The following is an 18,151-nucleotide window of genomic DNA, read 5'->3' as shown; positions in this document are numbered from 1 at the left end:
AGCCACCCTATCGGTGGTTCGGATTGCTCTCCGGGGCTTCTACAACCCAACCATCGACTAGTCCGGACCACCTCCGGCGACCGCGCCAGGCCACGTTTCGGCTGCGGAACACATGGGTCAGAACCTTGAATCCGGCACGCCTTGCGCGATTGAACCTTCCGGAATGCCTTCTGAGGTTCGATAGTTGAGCATGTCGGCGCGTGTTCTGATCGTGGACCGTTGGCGATCCTGTTCCCGCACTCGGCCGGGGCCGACGCTACCCTCGGGTCGTCGGGTCGTCGGTTCGATCATGTGGTGTGCCTGTTATGAACGTTCAGCGAGTCCGGTGCTCGGATTTATCGCTCGCAGGCGTGATCGGTGTGTTCATAGAGTGCGCTCCATATGGCGAGGTGCGACAGTGATGCGACGGTGTCGACGCCTCGGCTGGTCAATCCGATCGCGTGGGTTGCGGTGGGAGGGCGGTCCCAGCTGCCAGGGCTGTCGGTGGTGATCAGTCCGTGCGCGGCGAGCACCCGCAACGCGGGTATCAGAGCGCTGCGACGGCCCGCGATGGTGGTGGCCAGCTCGGCGATGACATGCGGGCGGTTCGACAGCGCGTCGAGGACTTCGACGACGTGGCGGTGGCTTACCAGCTCGCGCAAGCTCGCGAGGTCGTCGGGTTGGTCGTTCACCGAACGGTGGGTGTGAGCGGACATTATGTTCGGACGGTAGCGGCGGATGAGTTGCTCGAGGTGTCTTCTTGACGCGCGTTTTTGGTGATCGGGCCGAATTATTTACGGAATGTCTACGGCTGTGCGTGCGTCGAGAGCCTTAGGCTGGCCCATCGTGGTTTCACCGGTCGACGTGGTCAAGCGTCTTGTGCTCGGGCGTCCGTTTCGTAGTGATCGGCTCGGTGAGACGCTGCTGCCGAAGCGTTTGGCGCTGCCGATTTTCGCCAGTGACCCGTTGTCGTCGGTGGCGTATGCGACACAAGAGATTCTGCTGATCCTCACCTTGGGTGGGCTCGCCTATATCCATTTGGCGCCGTGGGTGGGGGGTGCGGTCGTGGTGTTGCTGGCGGTGGTCGTTTTGTCCTACCGGCAGGTGGTGCAGGCCTACCCCTCCGGTGGTGGTTCCTATGAGGTGGTCGCGGAGAATCTGGGGCCGGTCCCGGGGCTGGTGGTCGCGGCGGCGCTGCTCGTGGACTATGTGATGACGGTGGCGGTATCGGTCGCGGCGGGTGTGGACAACATCATCTCCGCGGTTCCGGATCTGAATCCGTATCGGGTGGCGATAAATATCGGGTTCATCGCTTTCTTGACCGCGATGAATTTGCGTGGTGTGCGGGAGTCGGGGCGGGCGTTCGCGGTGCCGACGTATGCGTTCGTCGCCGGTGTGCTGGTGATGATCGCGGTTGGTCTCGGCCAAGCGTTGTTCGGTCACGCGCCGGTGGCCGAGAGCGCGCACTACGAGATCAACGCCCAACACATCGGTCTCAGTGGTGCGGCGGTCGCGTTTCTGGTGTTGCGTGCCTTTTCCTCGGGTTGTACCGCGTTGACCGGTGCGGAGGCGATTTCCAATGGTGTTCCGGCGTTCCGGAAACCGAAGGCGCTCAACGCGGCCCGCACCATGTCGGCGATGGGCATCATCTCGATCATGATGTTCTCCGGGGTGACCGCGCTGGCGATGATCTCCCACACCCGGGTCACCGAGGACACCTGCGATCTGATCGGGTTCCCCGGCGACTGCCACACCGATCCGCAGCGCACGGTGATCGCGCAGATCGCCGCGGCGGTATTCGGAGGCAACAGCGTGGTCTTCTACTACCTGATGGTGACCACGGCGCTGATCCTGGTCCTGGCGGCCAACACCGCCTACAACGGGTTTCCGCTGCTGAGTTCGATTCTGGCGCAGCATCGGTACATGCCGCGCCAGCTCCACACCCGCGGTGACCGGTTGGCGTTTTCCAACGGCATCATCCTGCTCGCGGTCGTCGCGGGCGCGTTGATCTACGCCTTCGATGGTTCGGCGACCCGGTTGATCCAGCTCTACATCGTCGGGGTGTTCACCTCGTTCACGCTGTGTCAGGCGGGCATGGTGCGGCATTGGAACCGTGAACTGGCCACGGCCACAACGGCCGGCGAGCGGGGCCGCATCCATCGAGCCAGGGCGATCAACGCGTTCGGTTCCTGTTTCACCGGCATCGTGCTGGTCGTGGTGATGATCACCAAGTTCAGCCACGGCGCGTACCTGGTGGTGTTCGCGATCCCGATGCTGGTCGCGTTGATGTATTCCATCCACCGCCACTACACCTCGGTGCGCGCCGAACTCGACATCGCCGACGGTGACGAGGAAACCCTGCCCAGCCGGGTGCACGCCATCGTGCTGGTCTCGGGCTGGACCAAAGCGGCGCGGCGCGCGGTGCAGTTCGCCCGCGCTACCCGCCCGGACACCCTGACCGCGATCACCGTCAACGTCGACGATGCCGATACCCGCCTGCTGGACCAGCAGTGGGAGCGCCGCAACGTGATCATTCCGTTGAAGGTGATCGAATCCCCCTACCGCGAGATCACCCGCCCGGTACTCGACTACATCAAACGACTCCGCCGCGACCAGCCCCGTGACGTCGTCAGCATCTTCATCCCCGAATACGTGGTCGGGCACTGGTGGGAGAACCTGCTGCACAATCAGAGCTCGCTACGGTTGAAGGCCCGGTTACTGTTCGAGCCAGGTGTGATGGTGACCAGCGTGCCGTGGCAGCTGCGATCCTCGGCATCGCGGGACTTATCGCGCGCCGAACACCACCCCGGCGAAGTACGCAAAGGCATCACAGCCGCGCCGCCGCCGAACTAGGCCGTGCTGATCAAGTGGTTTCGGGGGTGGGGGGCTGCTGTGGCAACCAGACCACGACACGACTGCCCACGCTGAGCTATAACGGTACGAATGCTGGCTTGGTGCATCTGTTGATCTGGGTTCAGGTAGTGGGCAGTTAGGCAACCTCGGCGACTAGTGACACCACATTGTCGAGGTGGCCTGGTGTGGTCAGGTGTCCCATGCCGGGGAAGACCCGAAGGTCGAGGTTCATGGTTCGGCGCACTGCCGGTGCCAGTCGCCGCGGTGGCAGGAACCGGTCATATTCCCCCACCCCGACTACACAGGGCCGCTCGGCGCGGCGGGCCAATAGCGCGGCGGGCAGCGGCGGCGGGGCTAGGGTGGTGCGGCAACAGGCGGCCATGAGGGTCATCCATTCCACCTCGATCTCTGGCGGGTCCTCGCCTGGGGCGACGAACAACCCGAGCATGCGGCGGGTGTGTTCGGCGGTGGGACGCCGTAGCCAAACGGCCGAAGCCAGCGCCAGTTTCGGGTCCACCGTCAGACGCATGAAACCAGCGGGTGAGACCAGTGCCCGTCCCGCGATCCGGGGCGAGTCGGCGGCCAAGGCCACTGCGGCGCCCAGCGAATTGCCCACCAGCACCACCCCGTCCACCTCCATGGCGGCCAGGACCTCCTCCAGCATTCGGCCGTACCAGGCCAGCCGGCCGCGGTGCGGCCGATGGGGGTCGCTGAGTCCGGGCTGACCGGGCAGATCCAGCACCGTGGTCGCCCAGCGGGCCGACAGCGCCTGCAACCACGGCAGCGCCACTGCGGCGTTGGAGCCGGTCCCGGGCACCACGACGACCCGCGGCCCTCCGGTTCCGGCTGAGGTAAGTTCGATTCGGCCGACGCCGGTGTCCAGAGTTGAGTTGACGAGTGGGAAGTCCGCTCGCGCCAGGGCTTGCGAACACCATTGCCGCACCGTGCGCTGACCACGCGGGTTCTTGTATACGGTCGGCATTGCGCCAGTGTGCCCCGGCGGGTCGTGCTTCGTCCAGCTCTCATGACGGGTGGTCGAAGTTGCAATACAGCGTTGGAATGGGATCGTTGGAACTCGATCTGAATCGGTTGGGGTGGGAGAACTCACTGCACAACCAGAGTTCGCCGCAATTGAAAGCGCGGCCGCTGTTCGTGTCGGGTGTGATGTTAACCAGCGTGCCGTGGCAGCTGCGGTCCTGACGATCCCGGGACCTGGCAAAGACCGAACATACTGCAGGCGATATACGTCGCGGAATCACCGGTCCGCCGTCCCCTCGGTGACGCCGACTCGGCATCAACCGACTTGCTCCGAGGCATCGTTTACGGCGTCTTTACTGTTGGCGCGTCGGGAAGTCTGGTCGGCAAACGTGGCCCGAGACCTCGGGGCACGTGGACCGAGCCGGGGAGTGGGCGCATGGTAGTGGCGTATTCGATCTTGACGTCTTTCCTACAGGTGATCACGCCGCTCGCCGACGTATCCTGCACATGTGCGCGCTGCTCAGATAGCCGAGGAATATCCGGTGGTCGCCATGGACACCGATGCCTCGGATGCGGCTTGGCTGCTGGCCCAGCATCGTTTGCCGGGCATTGTGGTGACCGATGGCGCGGGCGCCCCGCAAGCGGTGCTACCGGCCTCGCAGGTGGTTCGGTTCATCGTCCCGCAGTATGTGCAGGACGACCCGTCGCTGGCCGCGGTGCTCAACGAATCGATGTGCGACCAGGTCGCGGCGAAATTGCGTGGCAAGAAGGTTCGCGATGTCATCCCCGAACGGCTGAGCAAGGTGCCGCCCGCCAAAGCCGACGACACCATCATCGAGGTCGCCGCGGTTATGGCGCGGCTGCGCTGCCCGCTGATCGCGGTCATGAAGGGCAACGAACTCGTCGGGGTCATCACCGCGTCGCGGCTGCTCGAGGCCGCATTGCAGGGGCGGGTGTCGACCGAGGATCAGCAGGATCCGGAGGCGTCCCGGAATTGGCAGAGGGCGCGGGCGTTGACTGATCGGCACGGCGAGATTGTGGCCGAGTTTTTCGATGTCGGTCAGTCTCGGTCGATTCCCTGGAAACGTCGACCGCAAGCGACGCGGCTGCTGGAGGCGATAAGGGACCCGGATCGTGGTTTCGACGCGGTGGTGATCGGCGAACCGCAGCGAGCGTTCTACGGCAACCAGTACGGCCTGACCTTCCCGGTCCTCACCCACTACGGACTGCAGTTATGGGTACCTGAGGTCGGCGGTGCGGTCGATCCGGACTCCGAGGCCCACGACTTGGTGATGTCGGTGTTCGGAGGTATGAGCAAGGGCGAGCGCAACCGGATCAAGATACGGGTTCGTGCGGCGATGGCCGCCCAAGCCAGTGTCGAGGGCCGCTTCCTGGGCGGGCGGCCTCCGTATGGGTACCGGTTAGCCGACGCGGGGCCGCATCCGAATCCGGCCAAGGCCGCCGACGGGAAGCGGTTGCATCGGTTGGAAACCGATCCGGTGACCGCACCGATCGTGCGACGGATCTTTGCCGAATATCTCGGTGGCCGAGGGATTTACGGGATCGCGGAGGCGCTGACCCGCGACGATGTCGCGTCGCCGTCGGCCTACGACCCCGCACGAAACCGACACCGCCCCGGCGTGGCCTGGTCCAAGGGCGCGATTCGAGTGATCCTGTCCAACCCCCGCTACACCGGGCGGCAGGTGTGGAACAAACAACGCAAAGACGAAATCCTCATCGATGTCGAGGACATCGCTTTGGGGCATGAGACCCGGATGCGATGGAACGACCGTGACCAATGGGTCTTCTCCGATCAGCTGGTGCACGACCCGATCATCGACACCGACACATTCGAACGCGCCCAGCAGGTCTTGGCCGCGAAGGGAGCGGGCCGCAGAACGCGGGAACGACACCGCACCCACCACACCTACATGTTTCGCGGTCGGCTGCGGTGTGGACTGTGCCAGCGGCGGATGCAAGGCCAGCGAAGCCGGGACATGCTGCTCTACCGATGCCGGTACCCCAACGAGTACGCCCTGGCGAACAAAGTCGTCCATCCCCGCAATGTGTATTTGGCCGAACGGGATCTACTCGGCCCACTCGATGATTGGCTGGGCACCTGCTTCGCCCCGCACCGAGTTGCCGAGACCATAGATGCCCTCTACCGGGCACAACCCGACCATGACCTCGACCCGTCAGCGGCGGCCGTCGCACAGGCGATCGAGGATTGTGACCGGATCCTGGCCCGACACCGGGCAGCCTTGGAAGCCGGTGCCGACCCGCATCTAGTGGCGCACTGGATGGCCGAGGTGCAAGCCCGCCGTGCCGAAGCCCTCGCCCGTTCGCGGCCGATCACAAGGCAACGGCGAATGACCAGCGAGGAGATCGGCTGTCTCATCAAGGAACTCGGAGATATCCGGCACGTGCTGTCCGGGGCGGATCCGCTGGACAAAGCCGAGGTCTACCGGCACCTCAACCTGCAAATGACCTACCACCCCGCAAAACGACTCATGCGGGTCGAGACATCTCTCGACCCGCACAGTTGAGGTTATGGTAAGTGTCCGGAGGGGGACTTGAACCCCCACGCCCGATAAAGGGCACTAGCACCTCAAGCTAGCGCGTCTGCCATTCCGCCACCCGGACCGGTGTGCTCAGCAAGGTTATCGGATCGTGGCGGCGTTGACCAAATCGCGGGTTTAGCTGGTGATTTTCATGTTGCGGGCCCGTCTTGCCCGGGCTGGTGATGAGTACCTACGATTCGATCCAGTACTTCCCGATGCGCATGTGGAAACGGGTGGCGATGGGTGCGAAAAGATCCGGACCGTACTTCTGCGGCATCGACGCGGCGATGGATGTGGTGGGCGGTAAGTGGAAGGCGCTGATCCTGTGGGAGTTGGCGAATCACGGCGTGCGACGCTTCGGAGAACTGCGCCGCGGCCTGCCGGGTGTATCGGAGAAGATGCTGATCCAGCAGCTGCGGGAGCTGGAGGAGGACGGCATTGTGGATCGTGAGATCTACCGCGAGGTGCCGCCGAAGGTCGAATACCGGCTGACCGAATTGGGGAGCGCACTCAATGCGGCGCTGGGACCGCTTGGTGCGTGGGGGCGCGATCGGATCGACCGGATCGGCGCCGGGCGCGTCCACCCGCCCGCGTGATGGCTCATCCCAGGATCGGCAGCGTGCGTTCTTCGGCCAGCTTCGACAAGGCCTCCTGCATGATCCCGGTGACGTACTCGTAGCCACGATCCACATCCAGCTCCGACCCCAATATCTGGTTCAGGTCGATCGGCGGCAGGAATTCGACCGTCACCTTCGTCGGCAACGGAATATGCCCGGCGAGGTCGCTGATATTCAGGCCCCACGGCAGCGCCAGCGAAATCGGGAACACCTTCAATCGCAGCGTCCGATCCAGCCGCAGCAGCCGAGCGATCCGGTCGCCACGGGTGAGCATGAGGGCGTTCTGCTGCGCGCCGTAGTTCACGAACGGCACGATCGGCACGTCTTCTTCCCAGGCCAGTCGCAGGAATCCGGTGCGTCCGGCGAAATCGAGCTGGTCCTCCTCCCAGGTCGGGCGGTGCACCTCCCAGTCGCCGCCGGGATACACCAGCACCGCCGCACCGCTGCGCAATGCCGCCTTGGCACTGTCGCGATCGGCCGCCACCGTGCCGAAGCGGGACAGGAACATGCCGAGCAGCGGTACGGCCATCACCAGATTGTGGGCGAGTTGATAGAAGGGACGGTCGGGTCCGAAATAGTGCGCGAGCGCGAGGATCGTCACGACTGCCTCGGGGGAGACATTGCCACCGGAGTGGTTGCCTACCAACAGCACCGGGCCTGTTTCCGGTATCCGCTCCATACCGCGTACCTCCGCCCGGAAGTACGCGCGAACCAGCTGCCAGGACGGTCCGACCGTGTGGGCGATGAAGGCGGGGTCCCGGTCGTTCATATTCGCTTTGGGAACCCGCGCTCGGACCTGCTGGGCGACCCAGTCGGTCGCGCTATCGATCGGCGGCAATGACAGATTCGGCAGCTTCATGGGTCCGGCTTTCCGGTCAAGGATTTGCCCGAGACATACCCTGCAATGCCGCGACCACACAGCATCGGCGATTGCGATCAGCGTGAATCGACCCGAACCCGCGCGCGATCGTGCACCTCGGCGATGGCGGCGGATGCCATGCGGGAACGGCTATGGCGCCATGGGGGCCGTGTCAGGTGGTAGGAAAGGGTACGTGTCTGCAACTGGCGAAGTATCCGGTCCGAACACCACATCTCGTGCTGTCTCCGAGGTGGTCGAATTGGTCAGTACGCTGATCCGGTTCGACACCTCCAACACTGGGGATCTGGCCACCACCAAGGGGGAGCGCGAATGCGCGCAGTGGGTGGCCGATCAGCTGCATCAGGCGGGGTACACGACCGAGTACGTGGAGTCGGGCGCACCGGGTCGCGGAAATGTGTTCGCACGACTGAAGGGGGCCGATTCCAGCCGCGGCGCGCTGCTGATCCACGGTCATCTGGATGTAGTGCCCGCCGAAGCCGCGGACTGGAGTGTGCACCCGTTCTCGGGCGCGGTGCGCGACGGCTATGTGTGGGGGCGTGGCGCGATCGATATGAAGGATATGGTCGGGATGATGCTGGCCATCGCGCGCCAGTTCAAGATCGAGGGGACGGTGCCGCCGCGCGATATCGTCTTCGCCTTCCTCGCCGATGAGGAGAACGGCGGCAAGTGGGGTTCGCAGTGGCTGGTGCAGAATCGGCCCGATCTGTTCGAGGGCGTCACCGAGGCGGTAGGGGAGGTCGGCGGTTTCTCGCTGACCGTGCCACGCCCGGACGGCACCGACCGCCGGTTGTATCTGGTGGAGACCGCCGAGAAGGGACTCGGTTGGATGCGCTTGCGCGCCAAGGCCCGTGCCGGTCACGGTTCGTTCCTGCACGAGGACAATGCCGTGACGATCCTGGCCGCGGCGGTGGCGCGCCTGGGCAAACACACTTTCCCCCTGGTGCTTTCGGATTCTGTCGCCGAGTTCCTGGCGGCGGTTGCCGAGGAGACCGGCTTGGAGTTCGATCCGTCTAGTCCCGATATCGAGGGTCAGCTCGCGAAGTTGGGCACGATCTCGCGCATCATCGGCGCGACACTGCGCGATACCGCGAATCCGACCATGCTGCAGGCGGGTTACAAGGCGAATGTGATTCCGCAGACCGCCGAGGCGGTCGTGGACTGTCGCGTGGTGCCGGGACGGCAGGCGGCATTCGAGCGCGAGGTGGACGAGCTGATCGGCCCGGATGTCGAGCGCGAGTGGATCACCAAACTCGATTCCTACGAAACGACCTTCGACGGACATCTCGTCGATGCGATGAACGACGCCATTCTCGCCCACGACCCGCAGGGCCGCACCGTGCCCTATATGCTCTCCGGCGGCACCGACGCAAAGGCCTTCGCCCGCTTGGGTATTCGCTGCTTCGGTTTCGCACCGCTGCAACTTCCGCCGGAATTGGACTTCACGGCACTGTTCCACGGCGTCGATGAGCGGGTTCCGGTGCAGGCACTCGAATTCGGCACCCGGGTGCTGGAACACTTCCTGTTGAACAGCTGACGATCGAAAGGACTCACCGTGCCCGACTACTCCTACAACCCGTACGACGCACTGCCCGAGGTACCCAGCTTCACGGTGACCTCGGAGGATGTGGCCGATGGCGAGAGCTTCGGCAACGATCAGGTCAGCGGCGTGTTCGGCGCGGGCGGCAAGGATGTCTCGCCGCAGCTGTCCTGGTCCGGATTCCCCGCGCAGACAAAGAGTTTCGCGGTCACTGTCTACGACCCGGACGCACCGACCGCAGCCGGTTTCTGGCACTGGGCGGTGGCCAATATTCCGGTGAGCACCACCTCGCTGCCACGCGGGGCGGGCAGTGAGGGCGGGGTGCTGCCCGAGGGTGCGGTCACGTTGCGCAATGATGGCGCGTTCCCGGGATTCGTCGGTGCCGCGCCTCCGGCCGGACACGGTTACCACCGCTACTTCATCGTCGTGCACGCGGTGGATGTGGAGCGGTTGGAGATCGATGAGAACGGCACGCCCGCCTTCCTCGGGTTCAACCTGTTCTCCCACACTCTGGCCCGCGCCACCATCGTCGCCAAGTACGAGGTCGCCTAGCAGATAGTGGAAAATGACGGTGGCCCTGAGCTTTTGCTCAGGGCCACCGGTCGTTAGGAGACGTTCACCACCGATTCGGGCAGCGGCGTGGCGTAGAGCGAGGCGATCTCCTCGGCATATTTCGCCGCGATCGGGTTGCGCTTGAGCTTCATGGTCGGGGTCAGCTCGTCACCACCCGGCTCCCACGGTGTGCCGACTACCGTGAACCGCTTGATCTGCTCGACCCGCGACAGTTTGCGGTTGCCCGCGACGACCGCGGCCAGCACGTCGTCGAGGATCTCCTTGCGGGTGGCCAGTGCGGCCAAATCGTCGGCGGGCGCGTCGATTTCCTTGGCTCGAATGGCGGCGGTATCCGGATCGAGCACGATCAGCGCCGAGATGAACGGCTTGGCCTCACCGATCGCCACCACCTGACCGACCAGCGAGGAGGCCGCCTTGACCGCGTTCTCGATATTGGTCGGGGAGATATTCTTACCCGACTCGTTGATGATCAGTTCCTTTTTGCGGTCCACGATGCGCACATAGCCGTCGGCATCGATGGTGGCGACATCGCCGGTGGCCAGCCAACCGTCGGCGTCGAGTGCCTCCTTGGTCTTATCGGGCTGCTTGCGGTAGCCCGGGGTGACGATCGCGCCGCGCACCAGCAGTTCGCCGTCCTCGCCGAGCCGTAGCTCGAGGCCTTCGACAGCCCGGCCGACCGAACCCGGGCGCGGCTTGGCCAGTTCGGTGTAGGTGGCCACGCCGGTGGTTTCCGACATGCCCCACACCTCGCTGACGGTGAACCCGAGTCCGAGGAAGTATTCGAGAGTTTCGGCCGGGATCGCGGCGGCACCGGAGGCGGCAACCTTGAGGTTGTCCAGCCCGAGTGCGGCCCGCAGCTTCGACAGCACCAGCGCGTCGGCGAGCTTGTACTGCGCGGCGAGTACCGGGCTGCGCCCTTTACCGGCGAGATCGGCGCGCGCGGCGGCGATGCCGGTGTTGATAGCCCAGTTCGCCAGTGCCTTCTTCACCGGGCTCGCTTCGGTGGCCACCTTGCCGTCGATACCGGCCTTGATCTTCTGCCACACCCTGGGCACGCCGAAGAAGACGGTGGGACGCGCGTCGGGCAGTGCGGAGGCGATCTCACGCGGATCCGGCACACAGGTGATCAGGATGCCGGTGAGCAGGCTGATGGCATGGCCGGAGATGCGGTCGGCGACGTGCGCGGCGGGCAGATAGGAGATGGCGCGGTCGTCGAAGCCGACCCGCAATGGACCGTTGACCAGTGCGATGATTTGGGCCAGCACATTGCGGTGGGTGATCTCCACGCCCTTGGATGGGCCGGTGGTGCCCGAGGTGTAGATCAGTGTGGCGAGATCGTCGGGGGTCACCGCCTGCCAGGCGGCGTCGAAATCGAAGTCGGCGGCGGGATTTGCCTCGAGGTCGGCCAGGCTGACCGTATCGGCGGCCGGCCCGTCCACCACCACGATGTGCTCGAGCTGCACGCCCGCACCCTTGATGACGTCGAGGAAGGCGCGCTCGGTGATCACTACCTTGTTCTCCGCATTGGTGAACAGATGCGTGATCTGCTCGGGGGAGCTGGTGTTGTAGATCGAGAACGGGGTGGCGCCGAGATGCAGGGCGGCCGTATCGATCAGATTGAACTCGGGCCGGTTGGTGAGCATGATGCCGACGGTGTCGCCGTGGCCGACGCCGAGCCCGGCCAGTCCTGCCGCCAACGTGCGCACCCGCTCGCCGTATTCGCGCCAGCTGATCTGCGTGGTGCCCCCGACCGTCCGCAACGCGACCTGATCGGGTCGTAACTTCACGGTCTCCTGGAATGCCTCCGGCACCGTGTACACCGTCTTGCCGGACTCATGCGCGAAACCGATTTCTGTTGTCGTCATCTTCCCGTTCCCGATATCTCTGGCGTGAACCGCGCCCGGCATGCGACCGCATGGTTTCCATACGGTTCGAGACCCGCTGCTACTGATAGATTGCAAGCGACTCTATCTCATCGTGTCACGCGGTGTGATAGCACCATGTGGCGCGGCTCACTCATGGTAGCCAGACCGGGGTAATCGTGTCCGTTACTTGGACGCGGGGGGTGCTGGTTGCGTGGCGCGGCGACGAGCGCGCCGAACCGGGCCGCGGATGGTGAAAATGCGCCAGATGCGGCTCTTGCGTTTGAGTACCGGTTGTACGTCCGGAGCCCATGGCACCTCGCCCGTCGGGATGAGATGGCCACGGCGACGACGCTTCGATTCCAGATATGCCGCGGCCCGCGCACTGAGTGCAGTAGTCAGCAGCGGTTCCATGATCACCGTGAGACCGGCGGCACGCAGTTCGGCGACCTTGTCCGGATTGTTGGTGAGCAGACGCACCCGGGTCAGTCCCAGATCCTGCAGGCTTTTGGCCGCGTGCAGATAACTACGACTGTCGGCAGGGAATCCGAGCCGCTCGTAGCTGGTGAAGGTGTCAGCTCCCGACTGTTGACTTTCCCGGTAGCCCAGCGCCTTGGCGACCAGCCCGACACCGCGGCCCTCTTGTTCCAGGTAGACCAGGACACCCCTGCCCTCAGCCCAGATCAGGTCCAGGGACTTGTCGAGTTCCGGCCCGCAATCGCAATCATCCGAACCGAGACCCTCGCCGTATAGACACCGCGAATGCACCCGGACCAGACACCCATCGTCGGCTTCGCCGAAGACGAGCACATGCCCGTACTCGGCGCCGCCGGCCACTTCCATCACACGAACCTGCAGATCCTGCCCCTTGCGGGTGAGCCGATGGGCGGTCTCACCAAGCGTCGGCACAGCTGTGGTCAATGCTCCTCCGAAGACGATGGAATAGTTGGGTTTGCCGCCGTTTGCGGCGTGAGAAGATCCGGGCTGCCAGCGAACGACAAACTGTAACTCGATCACCGATTTCAGCGCTGTAAATCTCTTCGAGCCGCACCCTCGCGCATGTTACGCGCCGGCGCACTCTTCCCCGGCGAGCTGGACGATGCGGTCGATATCCCGAACCGATGGCATCGCGTCCGGAATGTCACCGAACGACTGGGTCGCGACCATGGCCGCGGTCGCCCAGCGGAATACCGGTTCGTCGGCCGGTCGGCCCGTTGCGACGATCTTCGACACCAGCGCGGCGGAGAAAGCCGCTGCGGCGCCCGGCGCATCCTCCAGTGCCACCGGAAAATCCGCGATATCGGCAGTGATCTCGTCAGACCTGACGATGCAACGGAAGCCATCGATCACGCAGACCCCGCGCACACCCAGACTGCGCAGCCGTTGCGCCACCTCGGTTGCCGACGCGGGCGCGTCCCCTGGCAGCAATGCGCGCAGTTCCCACGTCGAGCCGACGAGATAGTCGATGGTGCCGAAATGCTGGTAAAGGTACTGCGGCGCATTGATCGGCGGCGAGGGGTTCACCACCAACGATGGCCGCCGGTCCATCTCCCCGATGGCCGCCAACACATCTTTGATCGCATCGGAGGGCTGCTCGAAGGTCAATACGACCGCATCCGAACCTGCGAGCACCTCGCGAAACCGCGGTTCGCTCACCGCGTGCGCTCCCTGCCAGATGCGGTCGTCCTCGCAGCCGATTTTGCTGGAAACACCCGTGCTGGTGATCATGACCGCGGAGACATTCGTCGTCGCGCCATCGACCACCTTGACCAACTCGGTATCGACGTTCTCAGTCCGCAAATAGTTGAGAATGTGCTTACCGGCATCATCGCTGCCGACCGCTGAGACGAGTCGAGCCCGTAGCCCGAGGCGTGCGGCCGCCACCGCACGGTTGAGCCCCTTACCGCCCGCATGCACTTCAAAGCTGCCCGGCGTGGATTTGCCCGCCGATGGGATCTGGCCGATCCGGTAGATGTGGTCGATGAGCGCCGAGCCGATGACCGTGACCACACCACGGCGCGGCAGCGTATCCGGCAGCGTGATCAGCACTTTCGGTTCAGGGGTGAACCGGTAGTTCGGGGTCGAATAGGCCGCCGCGGCCGCGAGCTTGCCCGCCAATTCGGTAAATGCGCGTCGCTCGGGTGTGGCCCGCAATGAACGCACAGTCGGTGCGGGCGGTACGAAATCGGCGCCGTACGTCTCGTGCAGGCTCCGCCACTGCTCGGTCAGATACTCGCGACGCTCGCCGAGGTCGGCCGCGTACAAGCGCTCGAGATCTATTCCGGCCGGGGGCTTTTCACGCAACAGTCCCAACGACAGTTCGGCATCGGCGATCAACCGATTGGTCGGGTCCAGTTGTCGCGCGAGGTCACGAACGACGGGCAACACGACTTCCTCCGCCGACAGCCCCTCCTGCTGCGCCCGCTGGCGGATGACGGATAAATCCAGCAGGGCAGCCACGTCGATTTCGGTAGTACGCAACCGATCCGCACTCAGCCCCGAGCGTTTGCTGAGCCTGGTGAGGATGTTGCGGATGGCAATCGTGCGTGAGTCCAGCTGGACCATAGGCGGGCTTGTCCTCCATGACGCCGTGATCGTTCCTTGTACCACTCTCACGATATGCCAATCGTCCAGGGTTTAGCCGTTGAGCGAACCGGCAATTACCAACTTACAACGGCAATTGACCACACGGAACGGCAAATGCCGCACTGAGTTACGGCGACCAAGCGTCGTCCGCCAGATGACTCGGGAGGGCCCTGGTGATGAGAGTGATTCTGCTGATACGGCACGCACGGCGACGCGGGGAGCCAAGGGCCGGCGGCACACAAACCGAGCTCGCCGCGAACCTTGCCACGGTCTAGGCGAATCGAGTTCGCCGGGATGCTATTTCACCCGATCCCGCCGACTTCCTCGCCTGCTCCATCCGACAGTAACGAGCCCCGGCTGACCGTGAGGCAGGTCGACCGGGGCTCAGTGCGCCGAAATGCGGTCGGGGACAAGCTCTGGCATCCCTGGAGACAGTCGTGACGATCTATGAATGCAGCCGGTCGATGACCAGCAGCCGCACGCCCGAGGAATGGGCGTGGCGGGCGGGCCGCGAGGAACCGGCATGGCGATTGAGCTGGCTACCGGACCGGCTCAGCCGCGAACAGGCCTGGGCCGGAATGCGATTGCAGGAGATTCTGAGCCACCCGGACCTGGCATCGGACCACGAGACGCACGCGCGGACATTGGCCGAACAACTCGGTATCACCGTGCAGCAGGCACTGCGCACGCTGCACCAACGGATGCTCGACAGGAGCCCATTCGTGACCACGCTCGAATTGCTACACCGGAGGCACCCATGACCGTCGACACCACCGACTGGACCATGATCAGCGATATCACCCCCGAGTCGGCGTACCGCCAGAACAGGTCGGGGGCCGCGGTCTGGCGATTGAGCTGGCTGCCGGATCGACTGCTGACCCGCGAGCAGGCGCTCGCGGGCATGGAACTCGACGAGATCCTCAGCGATCCGGATATCGTGCACGATCGGCATGCCCATGCCGACGCGGCCATCCTGGCCGGACGTGTCGGCATCATCTCGGAGCAGGCGGTGATCCTGCTGTCGAAACGGATGCTGGCCCGACTACGCCACCGTCCCAACGGGATCCAGGGCGCCCCGATGGACTGTGAAGCCGCCGGGCGCGCCCGGATGTCGCTGCACGCCGACCGAACGCCGTGGGTGTTCTGAAAGCGGGCGGCGCCGCGAAGCATCGGCCGTCGGAGGGAACCTTCGGAGGCCATGGTGGTCGTGCGGTAGATCAGGTATGTGCTACGTGCTCCGCGCCGACCGCCTCGGCGATCGAGTGGTAACCGGCTTCGCGCAGCCGCTGGGCGATGCCGCGGTGGATGTGGCGCATCCAGAATGGTCCGCCGTAGATGAAGCCGGTGTAGCCCTGCAGCAGGGTCGCGCCGGCCAAGATGCGCTCCCAGGCCTGGTCGGCGGTTTCGATACCGCCGACCGAGATCAACACCAGACGATCGCCCACGCGCCGGTAGAGCCGCCGCAGCACTTCCAGCGAGCGCTCGGCGACCGGAGGACCGGACAACCCACCCGCACCCATGGCCGCGACCTCGCCGGGATCGGTGCGCAGGCCGTCGCGACGGATGGTGGTGTTGGTGGCGACGATCCCAGCGAGGCCGAGTTCCACCGCGAGATCGGCGACGGCGTCCACATCGTCATCGGACAGGTCGGGGGCGATTTTCACCAGCACCGGGACCTCGACGCTGTCGAGGACGGCCTGCAGCACCGGGCGCAGGGATTCAACGGCCTGCAGATCCCGCAGACCCGGGGTATTGGGGGAGCTGACATTGACGACGACGAAGTCGGCCAGCGGCCCGAGCAAGGATGCGCTCACCGCGTAATCGGCGGCCGCGTCGGCGGGTTCGACGATTTTCGTTTTACCGATATTCGCGCCGATCGGGACACCGCCGCGTCGATTGCGCAGATAGTCGGCCGCTGCTGCGGCACCGTGGTTGTTGAACCCCATCCGGTTGATCAGGCCATGGTCGGCGGGCAACCGGAAAAGCCGCGGCGTGGGATTGCCCGGCTGAGCCTGCGCGGTGACGGTGCCGATTTCAGCGAATCCGAATCCTAGGGGCGCCCAAGCGTTCACACCGTCGGCGTTCTTGTCGAATCCGGCCGCCAGCCCCAGCGGCGCGGGAAAGTCGATACCGAAGGCGTGGTTGCGCAGGATCGGGTCGTCGGTGGTCAGCATCTTCGTCATCGCCCAGCGCGACAGCGCGAACCGGGCCGCAAGCCGCATGACCGTGAACGCCAGATGGTGGATGCGTTCCGGCGGCAGCAGGAACATCAGGCGCAGCAGCAGTGAATACATGGCCTCACATTCCCGGTTCGGGCTGGGGTAGTAGTGCGGTTTTTCGGCGCCGCAGCAGCACCCGCCTGCTGCCGTCGGTGTAAGCGCGCACCCGCGACAATTCCCAGCCGCCGAATTCGGCTTGGATGGCCAGTCGCATCGAGGCCGTCACCCGGGTTACCTCCGGTGGGAGCCGCAGCGGCACGTATTCGTAGTCGTCACTGGTGGTTTCCCAGCTCGCCGGTAGCGCTGCGCGTGATTGTGGCGCCATCACTGCCCTTTCTTCCGCTGGTCCGCCCGGATCCGTTGCAGACCGTCTCCGGTCGCGGAACCGACGAACAGGTCACCGGTACGCTCGTCGATGGTCACCGAGTTCGGCTGGCGAACCGTCGGATAACGACCCACCTCTTTCGGTATACCCGTCGACAGGTCGAATCCGACGACTTCATTGCTCTGGGTACACGTCACCCACACGGTGTCGGACCGCTGATCGTAGGCAAGCGCGTAAGGCGACGATCCTACCGGGAATCGCTGCCGCAATACGAGCGGTCCGGCAGTGTAGACCAGCAGTTCGTCACCGGCGGTATCGGTGACGGTGATACGGCCGAACGGATCGGTGATCAGGTTGGTCGCGCCGTCACCCGCGCGCAGTGCCAGACCGAGGCGGTCTTTGCCGAGGTCGAGCTGGGTCAGCGAGGTCTGGCGGCGGTCCAGGACCGAGACATGGTTGCCAGTGACGGCGAGGGCATCGGCGGAGGCTAGCCCGGAAATGGTGCCGGTGACCGTGCCGTCGGGGGATAGTTCGCGCACTTTGCCATCGGCGGTGCCGACGAACAGCGTGCCGTCGTCGCGGTAGCGCACCGATCTGGCATCACCGTCCACCGGCACCTCGGTGGTCACGCCGGAGGTGATGTCGACTCGCATGATCCGGTGGTCGCCGGGGATCAGCACTTCACCCGGCTTGCCCTGTGCCAAGCCGGCACCGTTGGCGGGCAGCAGGAGGGTGCGCATCTGCTCGTTCGGCGCGCCGGTGGGATCGAGGCGGGTGAACGTCACGGGGTTGATGACGAACAACATTCTGCTGGTCTCGCGGCTCGCTTCGAGCGCGACAAGTTGTCCGGTGGCCGCCTCGGCCAATAGTCCGCCGACCGGGTTGCCGAGGCCCCATATGTCCCCGGCGGGGTGCGCACTCTGCTCGGGCGCGACCGCCGCAGTCGCCGCCGGTCGAGTCTCGAGCTTGTCGCTATCGGAAGCGGAGGAACATCCGGCGATCAGCGCCAGCACCGCCACACCCGCGAGCGCCGCGGGTAGCGAACCATATGGGCGCATCCACCGAACTCCTTACTACGACAAATCATCGGCTACCGCACCATCTGACCATGATGGCGCACTTGACCGGCGTACCGGGGTAGTCGCTGGCGGAGAATGTCGGCGATGGGGGTTACGGTTGAC

General features: G+C 64.9%; 16 protein-coding genes, 1 tRNA gene and 1 pseudogene. 8 read left to right on the top strand and 10 right to left on the bottom strand.

The window, feature by feature from the left end; translation table 11 throughout:
- Positions 1–335: 335 nt before the first annotated feature.
- Complete coding sequence (locus ACIBG0_RS34590; protein ID WP_397038474.1) at positions 336–695, bottom strand: hypothetical protein; 360 nt, start codon at positions 693–695, stop codon at positions 336–338.
- 130 nt (positions 696–825) lie between these two features.
- On the opposite strand from ACIBG0_RS34590, the gene ACIBG0_RS34585 reads away from it, so the two are divergent.
- Positions 826–2,832: an APC family permease gene (locus ACIBG0_RS34585; RefSeq protein WP_397038473.1), complete on the top strand. Its 2,007-nt coding sequence runs from the start codon at positions 826–828 to the stop codon at positions 2,830–2,832.
- A 136-nt stretch (positions 2,833–2,968) separates the two neighbouring features.
- Here the strand turns inward: ACIBG0_RS34585 and ACIBG0_RS34580 are convergent, their stop codons facing one another.
- Positions 2,969–3,814, bottom strand: a complete 846-nt coding sequence (locus ACIBG0_RS34580) for an alpha/beta fold hydrolase (protein WP_397038471.1) — start codon at positions 3,812–3,814, stop codon at positions 2,969–2,971.
- Between the two features lie 505 nt (positions 3,815–4,319).
- Here ACIBG0_RS34580 and ACIBG0_RS34575 point away from each other — a divergent pair.
- A pseudogene (locus ACIBG0_RS34575) lies at positions 4,320–4,757 on the top strand (CBS domain-containing protein); the annotation flags it as partial.
- Between the two features lie 6 nt (positions 4,758–4,763).
- The gene (locus tag ACIBG0_RS34570; protein ID WP_397038488.1) at positions 4,764–6,356 is read left to right on the top strand and encodes a recombinase family protein; all 1,593 of its coding nucleotides are present in this window, start codon (positions 4,764–4,766) and stop codon (positions 6,354–6,356) included.
- Positions 6,357–6,368: 12 nt separating this feature from the next.
- Here the strand turns inward: ACIBG0_RS34570 and ACIBG0_RS34565 are convergent.
- A tRNA-Leu gene (locus tag ACIBG0_RS34565) sits at positions 6,369–6,453 on the bottom strand.
- Positions 6,454–6,610: 157 nt separating this feature from the next.
- Between ACIBG0_RS34565 and ACIBG0_RS34560 the strand changes: the two genes are divergently transcribed.
- Entirely contained in the window at positions 6,611–6,967 is a 357-nt protein-coding gene (locus ACIBG0_RS34560) for a winged helix-turn-helix transcriptional regulator (RefSeq protein ID WP_397038486.1), read from the top strand.
- Between the two features lie 4 nt (positions 6,968–6,971).
- Here the strand turns inward: ACIBG0_RS34560 and ACIBG0_RS34555 are convergent, their stop codons facing one another.
- Complete coding sequence (locus ACIBG0_RS34555; protein ID WP_397038470.1) at positions 6,972–7,847, bottom strand: lysophospholipid acyltransferase family protein; 876 nt, start codon at positions 7,845–7,847, stop codon at positions 6,972–6,974.
- A gap of 193 nt (positions 7,848–8,040) precedes the next feature.
- On the opposite strand from ACIBG0_RS34555, the gene ACIBG0_RS34550 reads away from it, so the two are divergent.
- On the top strand, positions 8,041–9,402 hold the full coding sequence (locus ACIBG0_RS34550) for a M20/M25/M40 family metallo-hydrolase (protein WP_397038468.1): 1,362 nt from the start codon (positions 8,041–8,043) through the stop codon (positions 9,400–9,402).
- Positions 9,403–9,420: 18 nt separating this feature from the next.
- Positions 9,421–9,957, top strand: coding sequence for a YbhB/YbcL family Raf kinase inhibitor-like protein (locus ACIBG0_RS34545; RefSeq protein WP_397038466.1), 537 nt, complete (start codon positions 9,421–9,423; stop codon positions 9,955–9,957).
- Positions 9,958–10,010: 53 nt separating this feature from the next.
- Here the strand turns inward: ACIBG0_RS34545 and ACIBG0_RS34540 are convergent, their stop codons facing one another.
- From ACIBG0_RS34540 to ACIBG0_RS34530, 3 genes are all read right to left on the bottom strand, one after another.
- Positions 10,011–11,843, bottom strand: a complete 1,833-nt coding sequence (locus tag ACIBG0_RS34540; protein WP_397038464.1) for an AMP-dependent synthetase/ligase — start codon at positions 11,841–11,843, stop codon at positions 10,011–10,013.
- A 183-nt stretch (positions 11,844–12,026) separates the two neighbouring features.
- Positions 12,027–12,761: a GTP cyclohydrolase II gene (locus ACIBG0_RS34535; protein WP_397038463.1), complete on the bottom strand. Its 735-nt coding sequence runs from the start codon at positions 12,759–12,761 to the stop codon at positions 12,027–12,029.
- A 141-nt stretch (positions 12,762–12,902) separates the two neighbouring features.
- Positions 12,903–14,405 (bottom strand): PfkB family carbohydrate kinase, encoded by a 1,503-nt coding sequence (locus ACIBG0_RS34530; RefSeq protein ID WP_397038461.1) that lies wholly within the window; start codon positions 14,403–14,405, stop codon positions 12,903–12,905.
- Between the two features lie 458 nt (positions 14,406–14,863).
- Between ACIBG0_RS34530 and ACIBG0_RS34525 the strand changes: the two genes are divergently transcribed.
- On the top strand, positions 14,864–15,187 hold the full coding sequence (locus ACIBG0_RS34525; RefSeq protein WP_397038459.1) for a hypothetical protein: 324 nt from the start codon (positions 14,864–14,866) through the stop codon (positions 15,185–15,187).
- Complete coding sequence (locus ACIBG0_RS34520; RefSeq protein WP_397038458.1) at positions 15,184–15,573, top strand: hypothetical protein; 390 nt, start codon at positions 15,184–15,186, stop codon at positions 15,571–15,573. Before ACIBG0_RS34525 ends, ACIBG0_RS34520 begins: the two co-directional genes overlap by 4 nt.
- Positions 15,574–15,643: 70 nt before the next feature.
- Here the strand turns inward: ACIBG0_RS34520 and ACIBG0_RS34515 are convergent, their stop codons facing one another.
- Genes ACIBG0_RS34515 through ACIBG0_RS34505 form a run of 3 tightly spaced genes read right to left on the bottom strand, consistent with a single transcriptional unit; the run spans position 15,644 to position 18,028 of the window.
- Positions 15,644–16,720, bottom strand: a complete 1,077-nt coding sequence (locus ACIBG0_RS34515; RefSeq protein WP_397038456.1) for a quinone-dependent dihydroorotate dehydrogenase — start codon at positions 16,718–16,720, stop codon at positions 15,644–15,646.
- Positions 16,721–16,724: 4 nt separating this feature from the next.
- Positions 16,725–16,970 (bottom strand): DUF5703 family protein, encoded by a 246-nt coding sequence (locus ACIBG0_RS34510; RefSeq protein WP_040691094.1) that lies wholly within the window; start codon positions 16,968–16,970, stop codon positions 16,725–16,727.
- Positions 16,970–18,028 carry a YncE family protein gene (locus ACIBG0_RS34505; protein WP_397038454.1) on the bottom strand — a complete coding sequence of 353 codons (1,059 nt, stop codon included), beginning with the start codon at positions 18,026–18,028 and terminating at the stop codon, positions 16,970–16,972. Before ACIBG0_RS34505 ends, ACIBG0_RS34510 begins: the two co-directional genes overlap by 1 nt.
- Positions 18,029–18,151: the final 123 nt, after the last annotated feature.

It is taken from the genome of Nocardia sp. NPDC050630, assembly GCF_044457245.1.
Classification (GTDB): Bacteria; Actinomycetota; Actinomycetes; order Mycobacteriales; family Mycobacteriaceae; genus Nocardia.
This window is presented reverse-complemented; position numbering and strand designations above follow the sequence as displayed.

Excerpts from the sequence above, each read along its gene's own strand:
- ACIBG0_RS34590 (WP_397038474.1), bottom strand. The coding sequence starts at position 695 with ATGTCCGCTCACACCCACCGTTCGGTGAACGACCAACCCGACGACCTC.
- ACIBG0_RS34580 (WP_397038471.1), bottom strand. The coding sequence starts at position 3,814 with ATGCCGACCGTATACAAGAACCCGCGTGGTCAGCGCACGGTGCGGCAA.
- ACIBG0_RS34560 (WP_397038486.1), top strand. The coding sequence starts at position 6,611 with ATGGGTGCGAAAAGATCCGGACCGTACTTCTGCGGCATCGACGCGGCG.
- ACIBG0_RS34555 (WP_397038470.1), bottom strand. The coding sequence starts at position 7,847 with ATGAAGCTGCCGAATCTGTCATTGCCGCCGATCGATAGCGCGACCGAC.
- ACIBG0_RS34540 (WP_397038464.1), bottom strand. The coding sequence starts at position 11,843 with ATGACGACAACAGAAATCGGTTTCGCGCATGAGTCCGGCAAGACGGTG.
- ACIBG0_RS34530 (WP_397038461.1), bottom strand. The coding sequence starts at position 14,405 with ATGGTCCAGCTGGACTCACGCACGATTGCCATCCGCAACATCCTCACC.
- ACIBG0_RS34520 (WP_397038458.1), top strand. The coding sequence starts at position 15,184 with ATGACCGTCGACACCACCGACTGGACCATGATCAGCGATATCACCCCC.
- ACIBG0_RS34515 (WP_397038456.1), bottom strand. The coding sequence starts at position 16,720 with ATGTATTCACTGCTGCTGCGCCTGATGTTCCTGCTGCCGCCGGAACGC.
- ACIBG0_RS34510 (WP_040691094.1), bottom strand. The coding sequence starts at position 16,970 with ATGGCGCCACAATCACGCGCAGCGCTACCGGCGAGCTGGGAAACCACC.
- ACIBG0_RS34505 (WP_397038454.1), bottom strand. The coding sequence starts at position 18,028 with ATGCGCCCATATGGTTCGCTACCCGCGGCGCTCGCGGGTGTGGCGGTG.